Source organism: Alteromonas algae (assembly GCF_049117195.1).
Classification (GTDB): Bacteria; Pseudomonadota; Gammaproteobacteria; order Enterobacterales; family Alteromonadaceae; genus Alteromonas.
The window spans coordinates 2,480,212-2,493,648 of the sequence record NZ_CP185260.1; the positions used below are offsets into that span (position 1 = coordinate 2,480,212).

General features: G+C 45.8%; 17 protein-coding genes. 13 read left to right on the top strand and 4 right to left on the bottom strand.

Features of this window, described 5'->3' with window-relative positions; genetic code table 11:
• Nucleotides 1-314: 314 nt before the first annotated feature.
• From ACOJRU_RS11115 to ACOJRU_RS11160, 10 genes are all read left to right on the top strand, one after another.
• On the top strand, nucleotides 315-3,179 hold the full coding sequence (locus ACOJRU_RS11115) for a M16 family metallopeptidase (RefSeq protein WP_421131814.1): 2,865 nt from the start codon (nucleotides 315-317) through the stop codon (nucleotides 3,177-3,179).
• 230 nt (nucleotides 3,180-3,409) lie between these two features.
• Nucleotides 3,410-3,676 carry a hypothetical protein gene (locus ACOJRU_RS11120; RefSeq protein WP_421131815.1) on the top strand — a complete coding sequence of 89 codons (267 nt, stop codon included), beginning with the start codon at nucleotides 3,410-3,412 and terminating at the stop codon, nucleotides 3,674-3,676.
• Nucleotides 3,677-3,841: 165 nt separating this feature from the next.
• Nucleotides 3,842-4,099, top strand: coding sequence for a hypothetical protein (locus ACOJRU_RS11125; protein ID WP_421131816.1), 258 nt, complete (start codon nucleotides 3,842-3,844; stop codon nucleotides 4,097-4,099).
• Between the two features lie 27 nt (nucleotides 4,100-4,126).
• A complete protein-coding gene (locus ACOJRU_RS11130; RefSeq protein ID WP_421131817.1) occupies nucleotides 4,127-4,501 on the top strand; it encodes a hypothetical protein in 375 nt (124 codons plus the stop codon).
• 93 nt (nucleotides 4,502-4,594) lie between these two features.
• Nucleotides 4,595-4,975: a VOC family protein gene (locus ACOJRU_RS11135; RefSeq protein ID WP_421131818.1), complete on the top strand. Its 381-nt coding sequence runs from the start codon at nucleotides 4,595-4,597 to the stop codon at nucleotides 4,973-4,975.
• Nucleotides 4,976-5,041: 66 nt separating this feature from the next.
• Nucleotides 5,042-5,437 (top strand): DUF3224 domain-containing protein, encoded by a 396-nt coding sequence (locus tag ACOJRU_RS11140; protein ID WP_421131819.1) that lies wholly within the window; start codon nucleotides 5,042-5,044, stop codon nucleotides 5,435-5,437.
• Nucleotides 5,438-5,517: 80 nt separating this feature from the next.
• Complete coding sequence (locus ACOJRU_RS11145) at nucleotides 5,518-5,922, top strand: MAPEG family protein (protein WP_421131820.1); 405 nt, start codon at nucleotides 5,518-5,520, stop codon at nucleotides 5,920-5,922.
• Between the two features lie 40 nt (nucleotides 5,923-5,962).
• Nucleotides 5,963-6,190, top strand: a complete 228-nt coding sequence (locus tag ACOJRU_RS11150; protein ID WP_421131821.1) for a hypothetical protein — start codon at nucleotides 5,963-5,965, stop codon at nucleotides 6,188-6,190.
• Nucleotides 6,191-6,220: 30 nt separating this feature from the next.
• The gene (locus tag ACOJRU_RS11155) at nucleotides 6,221-6,727 is read left to right on the top strand and encodes a GNAT family N-acetyltransferase (protein WP_421131822.1); all 507 of its coding nucleotides are present in this window, start codon (nucleotides 6,221-6,223) and stop codon (nucleotides 6,725-6,727) included.
• A gap of 18 nt (nucleotides 6,728-6,745) precedes the next feature.
• Nucleotides 6,746-6,961 carry a TIGR02450 family Trp-rich protein gene (locus ACOJRU_RS11160; protein ID WP_421131823.1) on the top strand — a complete coding sequence of 72 codons (216 nt, stop codon included), beginning with the start codon at nucleotides 6,746-6,748 and terminating at the stop codon, nucleotides 6,959-6,961.
• A 50-nt stretch (nucleotides 6,962-7,011) separates the two neighbouring features.
• On the opposite strand, the gene ACOJRU_RS11165 is transcribed toward ACOJRU_RS11160, so the two are convergent.
• Entirely contained in the window at nucleotides 7,012-8,562 is a 1,551-nt protein-coding gene (locus ACOJRU_RS11165) for a S10 family peptidase (protein WP_421131824.1), read from the bottom strand.
• Nucleotides 8,563-8,725: 163 nt separating this feature from the next.
• Here ACOJRU_RS11165 and ACOJRU_RS11170 point away from each other — a divergent pair, with 163 nt between their 5' ends.
• Nucleotides 8,726-9,958, top strand: a complete 1,233-nt coding sequence (locus tag ACOJRU_RS11170; RefSeq protein WP_421131825.1) for an esterase/lipase family protein — start codon at nucleotides 8,726-8,728, stop codon at nucleotides 9,956-9,958.
• Here the strand turns inward: ACOJRU_RS11170 and ACOJRU_RS11175 are convergent.
• The 3 genes from ACOJRU_RS11175 to ACOJRU_RS11185 form a co-directional block, all read right to left on the bottom strand.
• On the bottom strand, nucleotides 9,951-10,256 hold the full coding sequence (locus ACOJRU_RS11175; protein WP_421131826.1) for a YfcL family protein: 306 nt from the start codon (nucleotides 10,254-10,256) through the stop codon (nucleotides 9,951-9,953). The genes ACOJRU_RS11170 and ACOJRU_RS11175 overlap by 8 nt on opposite strands.
• Before the next feature lie 106 nt (nucleotides 10,257-10,362).
• Entirely contained in the window at nucleotides 10,363-11,493 is a 1,131-nt protein-coding gene (locus tag ACOJRU_RS11180; protein ID WP_421131827.1) for an ATP-NAD kinase family protein, read from the bottom strand.
• A complete protein-coding gene (locus tag ACOJRU_RS11185; protein WP_421131828.1) occupies nucleotides 11,490-12,041 on the bottom strand; it encodes an elongation factor P hydroxylase in 552 nt (183 codons plus the stop codon). Before ACOJRU_RS11185 ends, ACOJRU_RS11180 begins: the two co-directional genes overlap by 4 nt.
• Nucleotides 12,042-12,178: 137 nt before the next feature.
• On the opposite strand from ACOJRU_RS11185, the gene ACOJRU_RS11190 reads away from it, so the two are divergent.
• On the top strand, nucleotides 12,179-12,895 hold the full coding sequence (locus ACOJRU_RS11190) for an FFLEELY motif protein (RefSeq protein ID WP_421131829.1): 717 nt from the start codon (nucleotides 12,179-12,181) through the stop codon (nucleotides 12,893-12,895).
• 81 nt (nucleotides 12,896-12,976) lie between these two features.
• Nucleotides 12,977-13,423 carry an acyl-CoA thioesterase gene (locus ACOJRU_RS11195; RefSeq protein WP_421131830.1) on the top strand — a complete coding sequence of 149 codons (447 nt, stop codon included), beginning with the start codon at nucleotides 12,977-12,979 and terminating at the stop codon, nucleotides 13,421-13,423.
• Nucleotides 13,424-13,437: the final 14 nt, after the last annotated feature.

The window sequence follows — 13,437 nt, forward strand, 5'->3', positions numbered from 1 at the left end:
CGTAGTGTTAAGGGCAATGGATTTGATAAAACCGTATCCTAGGGCTAAACGCATCGCTGCGCACAATATTAGCGATGAACCTCCACGCTTCTGCGTTGTTTTAGTAAAAGTGCGAAGTGTTAAAACGTAATAGCGTAAAACAAAAAAACGTGGGTTACGCATTGCGCACTAACCACTAGCGATAAGCCATTGATTAGCGATGGCTACTTGTTACATCTGCTTACACATTCAGTCACACTTTAAACAAACGCCATTATCGACATAGCAGCCGCTTTACATTACCTTTTAGGTAAATAAACTAGAAGGACCTTCGTATGTATCCTTTGCGCAAAGCAATTACAATCCCAGCCGCTGTTGGGCTGTCACTTTTCGCTCTTGTCTCGTGCAGTAATAACACTGGCGAATCAGTTGCAAAAAAAGCCCCTGAACAGGCTGAATCAGCCGCACTGCCCTCATTAAATTTTGAAAAAATGACGTTAGACAACGGCTTAGAAGTGGTGCTTCATATCGACCGCTCCGACCCGCTCGTGGCTATCAACCTTGCTGTTCACGTAGGCTCAGGAAGAGAGAACCTCGGCAAAACCGGTTTTGCTCACTTATTCGAGCACCTTTTGTTCATGGACTCTGAAAACTTAGGTTACGGCGGTCTTGACGAAATGAACACGCGTATTGGTGGAGAAGGTACAAACGGTTTCACCACTAACGACATGACACAGTACTTTCAGGCAGTACCGAAAGACGGGCTAGAAAAAGTCATTTGGGCAGAAGCTGACAAACTTGGCTATTTCATTAAAACGGTTAACCAGAACATTATTGACCGCGAAAAGCAGGTGGTTAAAAACGAGAAGCGTCAGCGCGTCGATAATCGTCCGTATGGCCACAACTTTTACGTAATTGGCCAAGCCATTTACCCTGAAGGCCACCCTTACCATCATCAAGTGATTGGCTCGCTTGAAGACTTAGAAAACGCAACGCTAGAAGATACAAAAGCCTTCTTCAATCAATGGTATCGCCCTGACAATGTTACGGTAACGTTAGCCGGTGATTTTGAATTAGAAGAAGCCAAAGCCCTTATTAAAAAGTATTTTGGTGAAATACCAAGCGGTGCCAACCCAACGCCAGCAACAAAGGCACAGCCTGTTACGCTAAGCGAAACCAAGCACTTTGTGCATGAAGATAACTTTGCCACACTGCCGCAGCTCACCTTAACGTGGCCGGCCGTACCAGAGTATCACCCAGATTCTTATGCGTTAAACGTGCTTATGTCGTACTTGGTTGACGGCAAAGAAGCCCCAATGAATCAAGTGTTGATAGACGAAAAGCAACTTACCACGAATGTTTCAGGCTTTAACTACACTAAAGAGCTCGCTGGTGAAGTCTACTTATTCATTAATCCTAAGCCCAACGAAGACATCGATAATTTGCTGCCAGCGGTATGGGAAGCGTTTGCTCGTTTCGAAGAGAACGGCATTCCTGAAGAAGCCTTAACACGCATTAAAACGAAGTCTGAAGTGAGTATTTTTGACAGCATTCAAAGCGCACTGGGCAAAGCGATTGCGATGGGTGAATATAACCTATTTACCGGCAACCCAGGCTTTTTAACGACTGACATTAAAAACCTTCAAGCCGTTAGTGCAGAAGATGTGATGAATGTGTATAACAAATACATTAAAGGCCAACATTACGTCTCTACTAGCTTTACACCAAAAGACCAAACCGACTTGGCGTTAGAAGGCGCACAAGTAGCACAAGTGGTTGAGGAAGTTGTTGTTCAAGGTGCAGAGAAAGACGTGCCGTACGACCCAGCTGCCCGAGTGTTCGAACCCACTGCGTCGTCATTTGATCGCACCGTTGAGCCGCCTTTTGGCGATTCCTTTGTTTTACCAAGCCCCACTATTTGGGACGCACAAGGTAGCAACGGCCTGCAAATGGTTGGTATTCAGTCTGATGAAGTACCGTTAATTGAATTCTCCCTAGAGTTTGATGCAGGAAAAATGCGTTCACCACTGGATAAGCCAGGCCTCGCATCAATCACCGGAGATATGCTAACAAAAGGTGCTGGCGACTTAGATGTGGCAGCATTTGAAAAAGCGCTAGGCGCTTTGGGCTCAAGTTTAACTACCCAAACACGAGGCCAATACACGCTAATCCGCGGTAAGACATTGGCTCGTAACCTAGATGAAACCGTCGCACTGCTACAAGATATGATCAACGCGCCTCAGTTTGATGAAAATGAATTCAAGCTTATGCAAGAAAGCTACAGCCAAACTGCGGTTTCTCAGTTGGCTAACCCCGATTTCATTGCCGCGCGTGAAATGGCTAACATTACCTATGCTCAGCCAACGCCATTAGCGACTGCGGGCACGGGTACTGAAGCGCAAATCAATGCCATTACGTTGGATGATGTGAAAGCGTTTCATAAGAAGCATTATGCAATCGCATCGGCCAAGTTAAATATTGTGGGTAACTTTGATGAAGATGAAACACTAAGACTGTTCTCTTCACTTAAAGGGCCTGCTGAAGAACCTTTAGCGGCACTATCGGTGCCTAAATTTGCCGCTATTGAGCAAACCCAAGTCTATTTCTATGATGTGCCTGGTGCTAAGCAGTCGGTGTTGCGAATGAGCCGCCCTGCCCTGCCGGTTACCAACGAAGACTTTACGAAACTAGAGGCGCTTAACTTCCCCCTAGGGCGTATTTATACATCGAAACTGATGACCGAGCTTCGCGTTAATAAAGGATATACCTACGGTATTCGTTCTTTTGCTACTGGCAACGCAGAACAAGGGCAATTTGGCGTAGGCACCTCGGTAAGAACCAACGTGACTTTAGAAAGCTTAAGTTTAATCAACGAGATTTTAGGGCGTTACAGCGAAGAAATGACAGAGGCAGAGTTAGCGCAAACTAAAGATGCCTTGCTTCGCGGTCAAGCGCTGAAGAACGAAACCTTAGGTGACAAACTAGGTTTGGTTCAAGAAATTACTCGCTTTGACTTACCCTATGATGCCAAAAGCAAAAACATGGAAGTTGTTCAGTCGATGAGCTTGGAAGAAGCCAAAGCGGTGTTAGACAGCCACGTTCGCCCTGATGCCATGCATGTGGTTGTGGTGGGCGATGCGGCAACACAGCTAGAAAGGCTTGAAAAGCTCGGCTTTGGTAAGCCCATTTTACTCAATTAACCGCTTAGTTGTGTAAGGCCCTGTTGCAGGGCCTTACACTGCTTTTTATTCTACGTATAAGACGTTGTAGCGCTATTTACTCCCCTCTGTATAAGGTGTACTTTGAACCAATATGGTTTATTAACACGCTGAATTGTGCCCGTTTGAAAGCACAAAAAAGTTGGCTTTTGTTTTTACTTCGCTAACTTTTGCGTCTCTACAAAGCGTTGCGTGTCAGGGAAATGTTAATCATGGAAGAACTTTTTAATAAATACACAGAAGCGTTTAACGCCTTCGAGCCAGAGGCTATTGCAAGCCTCTATCGATTACCTTGCGCTATCTCAGACGCTGACGGCGTTCAAACATTTACCGAAAGAACCGCTCTAGTTACTAAGTTTGCATTAAATTGCGAATCAATGCGTAATTTTGGCTATCAACATGCCCAGTTTACTATTTTAGAACAGCATGCACTCGGGAGGGTAAGGTTGCTGCTACCGTGGCTTGGCGTGTTGCCGTAAATGATTCAAATATAGACTTCCGCACCTTGTATATTTGCCATTTTGTAGACCATAAGTGGTTGGTGTTTAATGCTAATGTGTACCAAGGTAGTTTTAGCAATACGCAAAGGAATGCGTTATGAGGAACGTCATATTGGCTTTTTACGCTGCTAAGGAAACATAAATATGCCACACAAAATTAACTTCTTTGCTAGGCCTATCGATACGGGTTATTCATTAGACTGGGAAAACTTTTTGATTGAACTGTGCTTAGGCATTATTTGTGCTGTTATGGCATTTTATGGGTGGGATAAAGGAATGCTGTTAATGGCCGTTCCTGCAGCCGTTGTTGCCATAGCGTGTTTAGGGCTTGTTGTTTATTCCCTAAGTAGGCTTGCACTAGACAAGCACAGTCAGCGCCATGCAAAGCGAAAACTAGATTGAACCTAAACACCAAAGGCCTGTTTAAATATGGAAACAAAAAGCGTTGAAGAAAACATCGAGCAAGACACTCTCGAAAACAGTAATGAGAAAAATGAAACCCTTACTACCGAGTTACATTTTGAGTTGCTCAAACAGTACACATGGCTTTCATCGGCTACTATTGGCGCAATAGTAGTACTGGTTCAGTTAAAGGCAGTTGAAATGGGGACCGATGTTTATATTCCTTTAACTTTTTTGGGTTCATCCATTCTCATTTGTATTACTGGCCAAGACCATATAGTCGACGCATTACTTAAAGGTAAGAATATATTCCAAATAGCTAAAATATTGAAATTAATTAGGTTTACGTCGTTATTGCTATTGGGTACGGGGATTGGCTACTTTATAGCCAATCTGTTTTAAGCAACGAAGATGAGGCGAATGGCGAGTTAACGAAAGCGCCAGAAACTAGAAAGCTTGCGCTGTGGTTACCTAATTCACTCGCCAGGAGATAAAATGGAACTTAATCAGGTTACCTTGCCAGTAGAAAATATGAATGACGCCGTGCATTTTTATTTAACATTAGGCTTCACTCAAATTGTTGATACGCCGCACTATGCCCGGTTTTCGTGCCCCGATGGCAATGCAACGTTTTCGTTATCGCTTGAAAACGATGGGTTTCAAAATAGCGCGGTAATCTACTTTGAACATGAAAATTTAGACGAACTTTGCAACACGCTCACCGAGAAAGGCATTGAATTTGAACAACCTCCCACAGAGCAACGTTACTTGTGGAAAGAGGCCATTTTAAAAGACCCTTCTGGTAATAAAATTAAACTGTATTGGGCAGGCGAAAACCGTTTGTCTCCTCCGTGGAAGGTAGACATTCGGGCATAGCTAGCCCATACCACCCTATATAACAATTAAACCGACAAAGACGGTTTTCACTAGAAGGCGCAACCAATGACTAACCCGCTCGAAGGTACATTTCAAATAACAGGCTGGGACGAAACACCGTATTGTGAAAACGATGATGGGTCGAAGCAAACACATGCAAAAATCACCCAAGGTTACACGGGCGATATTGATGGGTTAAGCGAGCTTCAATATTTAATGAGTTACACCCGTGATGGCAATGCCGTATTCGTTGGGTTCGAGAACGTTACATGTACCATTGATGGAAAATCAGGGGGCTTTGTTATTCAGCACAACGGTAAATTTGAGGCCGGTGTTGCCAGTAGTCATTTTGTTATTGTCGAAGGCTCTGGAACGCAGGGCTTGGTCGACATTTCCGGTACGGGTACATTCACATCAGCAGATAATGGCCAAGCTCACTACACCCTAACATTAGCACGGTAACGTAATTATTTTGCGCTTTGCATAATACGGTTGGTACGCTAGTGTTGGCATAATATTGTTATAAGTGGTTGAAACACCTTATGAACACACTTTTATTACCCATGTTTTCGCATGTCTCGCTGTGTGCTTTATTGTATGCCCTACTCACTATTACAAGAGCGCCTAGCGTGTGGGGAGTGGGTGCAAAGGCTAGCGGCCCCCACCCTTTCGACACTATTCAGCCAAAAATAAGCGCCAACTTAAGCAACCAATTTGAATGGCCCCTTTTTTTCTACGTTATTTGTGTACTCTTACTGATTACTGGCACGCAGGGTACTGCTTGGTATGGCGTGTTGGCATGGGTATTTGTGGTAGGCCGAATAGTGCATAGTGCCGTACACATTTTTACGGCAAATGTAAGGCTAAGGGGCGTTGTGTTTACTATTAACTTTGTTGCTGTTATCACAATGTGGATAATGTTCGTTGTTGACATGCTAGCCGTTTAACTTCATGTTCTAGGATAGAAAGCACAGGAAAACGCGTGTAATGCTGTTAAATATATTAGGGGCCGTCATTGGAATGATACTAGGCGCTATTGCTGCGTTTTTCGTATTATTTGTTGGCACCTATTTGGTTTCGTTGTTTATTGAAGATCAAACCGCGTTGGGATGGGTGTGGGTGCTGTATATTTTATGCGTTCCAGCAGGCGCTCTGGCGGGCCTACCATTGGGCTACGAGTATATTGGTAACGCACTACATCGTTTAAAAGCGTAATTACGTTTGTAACATACATTCCGAGGTTTTATGCAAATTAGTGAAACAACAAAAAGCGACTTTCACGCATTTTGGCCCGTATTTAAAGACATTGTTGAAGCCCAAGAAACCTACGCTATCGACCCTCTTATCGATGAAGAAGCGGCATATCAGTTATGGTGCCTTTCCCCCCATAAATCGTTTGTTGTAAAAGAAGAGGGTGTCGTACTTGGTACCTACTATTTAAAAGCTAATGCGTCGGGGCCTAGTGCACACATTGCTAACTGTGGCTACATGGTTAGCCCCGCTAGTCGCGGAAAAGGCCTTGCAAGAACCCTATGCCTGCACTCTCAGCGCACCGCGTTGGCTTTAGGCTATACCGCCATGCAGTTTAATTCTGTGGTAAGCACCAATCAGGTTGCCATAAACTTATGGAAAAAACTGGGGTACAGCATTATCGGCACTATTCCTAACGCGTATCATCATAAACAACAGGGGTTGGTAGACGCATTTATCATGCATAAAATGTTGTCGCCGATAGATGATGCAGACAGCTAGCCCTTATGTAGAGGCAATATGAATCAAATAAACCCCGCTAAATTACGCAACAGCAAATGGACAGCCGTTACACCGCTGAAACGCGAAAAGCATTTTCTGGTGTCAGACGTTGAGTATGATGAAGAAAACGTAGTGATAGCCTGTATGCTAGAGGCGGTGTTGTCTAAAAACACCTACCCGATAGACTGGGCCGAGCTTAAAAACGAACAAAAGTGGCTGCAAGGCTGGAAATAGAAAAATAGAAAAATAGTGCGCCACGGCAGTGACGCACTACACATAATACACTAGCGAGATAACTGCGACGTAATAAACGCTCGGGTATCTTTTAATAACGCCTTTCTTGCCGGTTCATGCACATACATCATGTGCCCGCCGTGATAATAAAAATACTGAATGTCGTCGCGGGCAATGCCGTGTCGGTTTAACGTATATTCAGCATCGAAAAACGGGGTTACCAAATCATAATACCCCGACGCCACCATCACTTTCATACTCGGGTTGCTACGCAGTACTGCAGCCAAATCTGGCGCAGTATTCACATAGTGAGGCTCCCAGGTACTGCCCTTCGGCCGTGGGCTCCAGTGCCACTTACCCGATAACTCGGGGTCGGAAGGGTTTAAGTATTTACGCTGCCAGTCTATCTTTAAATCGTGTTGCATAAACTGCATTAGTGCCGCTTTATACGCTGGCGATATTGCACCGGCCGCGTCGGCACGAGGGCTATCTGCTACATCATCTCGTTCATCTTTGGTGTAGCGGCTATCTAATCGACCAACAGCCACGCCCTCTTCACGCATAAGCTCTTTAGCGAAACGAAACGCGTTAATACGCAAATTTACTCGCTCGATATACGTTTTGCTTAACCCTGTAAAGCGCTGTAGCTGGGTAACAAGCTCTTCGCGTTTCGTATTACTTATCAAGTTTCCCTGAAACAACGCAGGCAGTAATTGTTGTGTGGCAAACTCACGGCTTTGCTGAATGAATGCCTCGAAATCGCCCGAGTTATCTACCTTTCCATGATACCAAGCGGTGGCTGCCATGGTAGGAATATAGGTGATGTAAGAAATGATATTGTCGTCGACATACGGTGTAGAGCCTTGGTAATCGAGCGCTTGAGACACGAATACAATACCGTTCACATTAATGAGGTGGTCGTCTAATAACACTTTCGCTACCGCTGCAGCACGGGTAGTACCAAAGCTTTCCCCCAGTAAAAACAGGGGCGAATTCCAACGCTTGTTATCGGTTAGCCATTGGGCAATAAACGCGGCCATGCCGTTTGCATCTTCGGTAAGCCCCCAAAAATCTTCTTTGTTGCCCTTACCTATTGCACGAGAAAAGCCTGTACCTACTGGGTCAACAAACACCATGTCGGTAACATCTAGTATGCTTTCAGGCGCGTCTTTCATGATATACGGCGCAGCGCCGGGGTGACTTGCATCGCTAGGTACAACAATACGCTTAGGCCCATAAGCCCCCACATGCAGCCACGTAGAAGACGAGCCTGGACCGCCATTCCAAATAAAAGTTACCGGCCGAGCAGGCTTGTTCGCAGACGACTTTTGCTGTGCAACGTAGTCGAACGAGAATATAGCAGCCGTGGGGTCACCGCTGTTGTCACGCACATAGGTTTCGCCCGCATTCGCGGTGTATTTAACCGTAACACCATTGAATACCCCTTTATGCTGCGTGTTAAAATGTGTGGCATCGGGCACGCTTGCAACAGCAGACTCGTCATCTGAAGGCGCGTCTGCTGCGTGTTGCGCATACGCGATATTAGCGCTAAGTGTAAAATAAAGGGCAAGAAAAAAAATCTGGGGTATGCGTATTTTCACTACGTTTTCCTATAGATGGTGTGGTAGTAGCGTAGCATAAATAAAAAATACAAAACCATAGACTTAGCGCAACGCTGTGCACTTTTTAAACATTAATGCCGCCGATGCTACCCTATTACTGTTATGATGGTGCATATAGCCCCAACACCAAGAGTAGTATTACGTGCCTGATAGTAACGTAGATAAAACGCATGAACGTAACGCCTCGTCGGGTGCTAAGGAAGTAAACCAACTGATCGTCGACGCCGTACTTCAGCTTACTGACGTTATTGAAACCATGCATAGCCGCATTAGCCCGTTGTCTTGGGTTACGCCCTCTCACCAAGAGGGTCGAACGGTGGGTATTACCGGTATGGTGTATAACAATATTAGGCGTATCACCGAAATGGTGGGAAAGCGAAGTCATGTTCCGCTTAACATACTTGCTAACACCCTAAACCACCGTACCGACTCTGCAAGTCACGGCGCACTGCTTTCAGCGCTTAATGGGGTGATTGGCGATCACTTACACACAAACCAAAGCCCCCTCGCCATACCTATGAGCTTTAGGCAACGTGGTGAAGGCGTTGACATGCGTGCATTGGTAAACGAGATTGCTGAAAGTAATGGTAAGGTCGTTATCATGGTTCATGGTTTGTGCATGAACGACAGGCAATGGGAACAAGATGCACATGATCATGGCCACCATATTGCCAAAGACTTAGGCCATACCACCGTTTACTTGCACTACAACACAGGCAGGCATATTTTTGAAAATGGCCAGCAATTTAGTGAATTACTGAATCAACTAGTAACGCAATTTGCGTTATTGAAAAGTACACATACTCTAGACATGTCTATTGTGGCGCATAGCATGGGAGGGCTGGTTACACGAAGTGCTCACCATCACAGTGCGATGCACAATGCGCATTGGCCGCAACATTTACAAAAGATTATTTTTCTCGGTACGCCTCATCACGGCGCCCCATTAGAGCAAGCAGGCAACTGGGTAGATTTGTTCTTGGGCATGCACCATTTTACTGCCCCGCTTGCACGCATAACCCAAATCCGAAGCGCAGGTATCGCTGACCTTAGGCATGGCTATATTGCACATAGCGACACCCATTCGCCACGTCGCTTTGATTACCCTGCTGATCAGCGCGACGCCATTCCACTGCCGCATGGTGTTGAGTGCTTTGCTATTGCGACTACTTCGTCTGACAAACCGAACGTGGTAAACGAACAGCTTATTGGTGATGGTCTTGTCCCCTTACGCAGTGCGCTTGGTCAACATGACTCGCCGTTACATTCGCTTCAATTTAAACCTGAAAACCAGTGGGTTGGCCAAAATATCGGCCACGTGGCATTACTGGGTAACAAAACCGTTTATAACGTAATACACAACTGGCTTAAATAAGCGCGCTACTGGCCAGTAAACGCTCCCATAGCTGTGTTACTCGCGCGGCATCACTGTTGTCTAATTCATTGTTTTCAAATGCACGGCCTAAGCTGTCACGCATTTTTTCGTTGAGCATTGCCAACGACCCATCGCTTTGCATTTCAACTTGCCGTGCTTCTACCGCAAAGTGCCCTTGCAAATAACTGGCAATAAACAGTTCGTCATCGCTACCGTGGTTCACTACATCGTCAAGTGCAGCCTCTATTCTTGCCATTTCATCTACCACTAATTGTGGTGCCGCAGCAGGTGGTAACACGTAAATCTCCTTAACGGGTTGCTGTTAGTAATATCGACCTCATTATCAATACAAGGTCTTTTCTCATTTATAAGTAATGCGCGGGGTATAGTAATGTGTAGTGACACTACAACGCGTTGTACAACACTTTATCTTTATACCCGGTGATAATGGTAAAAGCGCCGGCAAGGGCGGTATCTAATTCAGCATCGCCCGAGTCTAAACGAAGCGGCTTTCCATTAAGCGCCTGTACTTTTTGTTTCGTCGCCACTACTCGCAGGTTTTCTTTACCTACTTGGCGGATGAACGCGGGGCTTAATTGCTGGTTGCCTCTTCCAAGAATATGTCCTTGACCGCCAATAACGGTAAGCACAACTTCGGTCGGCTTATTTTGTGTTAATGCAAGCAGCTGTGGCGCTGTGACGTCAGACGCCACTAGCTCACCGCCTTTCACCACGTCTACGCCCAGTAACGTATTATCAAGGCCGAGATATTCCATCACCGCGCCTACGGTCGACCCCGACCCCATTACAAAATAGGTGTCTGGCGCGTCGTCCATGATCTCACTGACGTACGCCGCGATATCGTCAAGCACAAGTGCTTCGTCTTCTTTGCCGCCCATTTTTACGGCTTGCACATAAGACAGTTCGGCAGGTACGCGCATTTCGCCATAATGCTTGGCAATGACTTTACCGCCACGAAAAGCGTCTTCGTCTATATCTCGAACTTCGGCGTCCATTTCACTGACGAGCTCACCTAAGATCATTTGGCTTACTACCTGCCCAGCCGCAGCAGGTGATACACAATAAACACCCGAGTGAATCTTGCATCCAGCCGGCACACCCAATACCGGTACGCTACTGCCAACCACATTACAGATATTACGCGCCGTTCCATCACCACCAGCAAACAATAGTAAATCGACATTGTGTTCAACCATCGCGCGAGCAGCACGTTCTGAATCTTCACCTTCAGTTTGCATATCGGCGGGCGTATAAACCAGGTCGTACGGAAGCCCGAGTGAAGCGCAAACACTCTCGCCCATCTCGCCCGCAGCGGTCACAATCTTAAACGGCGTGTTAAGCGCATCAAGAATGCTCAGGGCTTTTGCCATTTTCTCGTTGGCTTTCTTTTCAGCCCCCATGGCTAATGCTTTTTCTCTTACTTCACTGCCATCACTACCTTTTAAGGCAAGCGCGCCACCGATCCCCGCAAACGGGTTAACAATGACACCAAGCGTAAAAATAGGCTTTTTCATGCGGCGTCGACTCCTGCTTGTGTGGGTGAAAACGTCGCCGTTAAGGCAGCGATAAAGCGTTGTGCCCTTGGCGGAAAACCATGTTGTCGATAAGCATTCAGCTGTGCTTCTACGTTTTTAGTGAAGCCTTCTCTGTCTGGCTGTGCCCCGTTTAAATTGTCGGTGCTTACTTGAAACTTGCGCCCAGCCGCTTCTGTAAACGCCCATTCAATTGCTTGAGGTTTAATTTCTACGCTTTCAAACTTGGCCTGTTGCTTCGCGTCGCGCCCGTCGGGGCAGTACCAATAGCCATAATCTTCTTGTAAGCGGCGCGCGTCTCCCGCTATGCACCAATGTGCAATTTCATGCAGCGCACTTGAAAAAAAGCCATGCGCAAATACAACTTGATGATAATGACATGTTTCACTGGCGGGTAAGTACACGGGTTCATCGTTGCCTAATACCAACTTGGTATTAAAGTCGGCAAACGATTGATTAAAAAGTGCTATTAGTGTGGGTACATCAGCATCACATTCAGATTGTGGGTTGATTGTGCTTGGTGAAATCATACTGCTCGCTACGATTAGACTTTAATTAATGGTGTACGCATAGTTGGCGTGATTATATCAGCAAAACCTGCCCTTCTCACTTGAAAGGTGGCGCGGCATCGGTCAATCTAGGTTTACAGATTGCGGAGGGATAAAGCTTGTCTCAAAACATTATCAAACATATACATAGAGTGAATGCGCTTAAAGACCTTGCGACCAAGCTTGGTGTTATGCCCGTAATTCATGCACTACAAACGTGGCAATGTGACCGGCTATTGGTGTCTCACGACGATTTAGCACAACAAAAACGCTATCAAAAAGCCATGGCATTTTTTGTTGAAGAGTTATACGGCCCAAAGGATTTTAGTCAGCGAGATGCCGATCTTGCCCGCGTTATTCCTAAGTTGGCAAAGGTTTTACCCGAGAAAGCCATGAGCGCCATGAATGACGCATTATCGCTTAATGCGTTGTCGTTCGAGCTAGACATGGAAATGGCGCAATATTTAACACAGCACTACCCTGGGGTTCCTATCGACAGGCACAGTTATGCTCAAGCCTACCGTTACGTGGGAAGGGAGAGCGACCGACAGCATCAAATCGCCATCATCTCCCACTTAGGCGACCAACTGGCAGACGTGATAAAGATACGAGGCATTGGCATGCTCATCTCTATTTCAAGGCGGCCGGCAAAAGTGGCTGGCGTATTGGCATTACATGAGTTTTTGGCAAGAGGTTTTGATGCATTCAAAGCAATTGGCGACGTGCAAAGTTTTATTCAACCGGTTTTGCAACGGGAAACACAATTGATGATGGCCTTATTAAGCGACACCTTAGTATTGCCCGAAGACAATCCGTTACCCGAAGTACATCAATAACGCGTACCTTAATAAAACGTACCGCAATAGACAGGCGTTAACCAAACCTATTTTCACGCAGTAATTTAAGAAGGCGCAGGTGTGAACACGACAACGTTACCTTGGTTCTTTAAGACCCCCTTTGTGCAAGAATGGACGATAGATGAAACGCATATCGACCACTACCAACATGTTAACAATGTGGCGTATTTAGCGCAGGTAGAACACCTCGCCTGGGCACATTCAAATCAGCTGGGGTTGCAGTTTAGTGATTATCAAGCGTTAAACCGTGGCATGGTAATAAAGCGTCACGAACTGAATTATCATCTGCCTACCCATTTAGGGGATGCGCTTCAATGTGCAACATGGATAATTGCGTGCGACAGCAAACTTACGCTAACGCGCAAATTCCAGTTTATTTGCCCTAAAAAAGGCAAAACTGTGTTTGATGCACAAACCACATTTGTATGCGTAAGCTTAGATACTGGCTCACCAAAGCGTATGCCACCACTGTTTAAAGAAATATATGGAAGTGCATGTATTGACTAGTTTTACCGCACAGC

Bases quoted from the DNA above. Each gene is read 5' to 3' on its own strand.
- ACOJRU_RS11120 (WP_421131815.1), top strand. From the start codon at position 3,410: ATGGAAGAACTTTTTAATAAATACACAGAAGCGTTTAACGCCTTCGAG.
- ACOJRU_RS11180 (WP_421131827.1), bottom strand. From the start codon at position 11,493: ATGAAAAAGCCTATTTTTACGCTTGGTGTCATTGTTAACCCGTTTGCG.
- ACOJRU_RS11125 (WP_421131816.1), top strand. From the start codon at position 3,842: ATGCCACACAAAATTAACTTCTTTGCTAGGCCTATCGATACGGGTTAT.
- ACOJRU_RS11140 (WP_421131819.1), top strand. From the start codon at position 5,042: ATGACTAACCCGCTCGAAGGTACATTTCAAATAACAGGCTGGGACGAA.
- ACOJRU_RS11145 (WP_421131820.1), top strand. From the start codon at position 5,518: ATGAACACACTTTTATTACCCATGTTTTCGCATGTCTCGCTGTGTGCT.
- ACOJRU_RS11185 (WP_421131828.1), bottom strand. From the start codon at position 12,041: ATGATTTCACCAAGCACAATCAACCCACAATCTGAATGTGATGCTGAT.
- ACOJRU_RS11130 (WP_421131817.1), top strand. From the start codon at position 4,127: ATGGAAACAAAAAGCGTTGAAGAAAACATCGAGCAAGACACTCTCGAA.
- ACOJRU_RS11115 (WP_421131814.1), top strand. From the start codon at position 315: ATGTATCCTTTGCGCAAAGCAATTACAATCCCAGCCGCTGTTGGGCTG.
- ACOJRU_RS11155 (WP_421131822.1), top strand. From the start codon at position 6,221: ATGCAAATTAGTGAAACAACAAAAAGCGACTTTCACGCATTTTGGCCC.
- ACOJRU_RS11150 (WP_421131821.1), top strand. From the start codon at position 5,963: ATGCTGTTAAATATATTAGGGGCCGTCATTGGAATGATACTAGGCGCT.
- ACOJRU_RS11160 (WP_421131823.1), top strand. From the start codon at position 6,746: ATGAATCAAATAAACCCCGCTAAATTACGCAACAGCAAATGGACAGCC.
- ACOJRU_RS11135 (WP_421131818.1), top strand. From the start codon at position 4,595: ATGGAACTTAATCAGGTTACCTTGCCAGTAGAAAATATGAATGACGCC.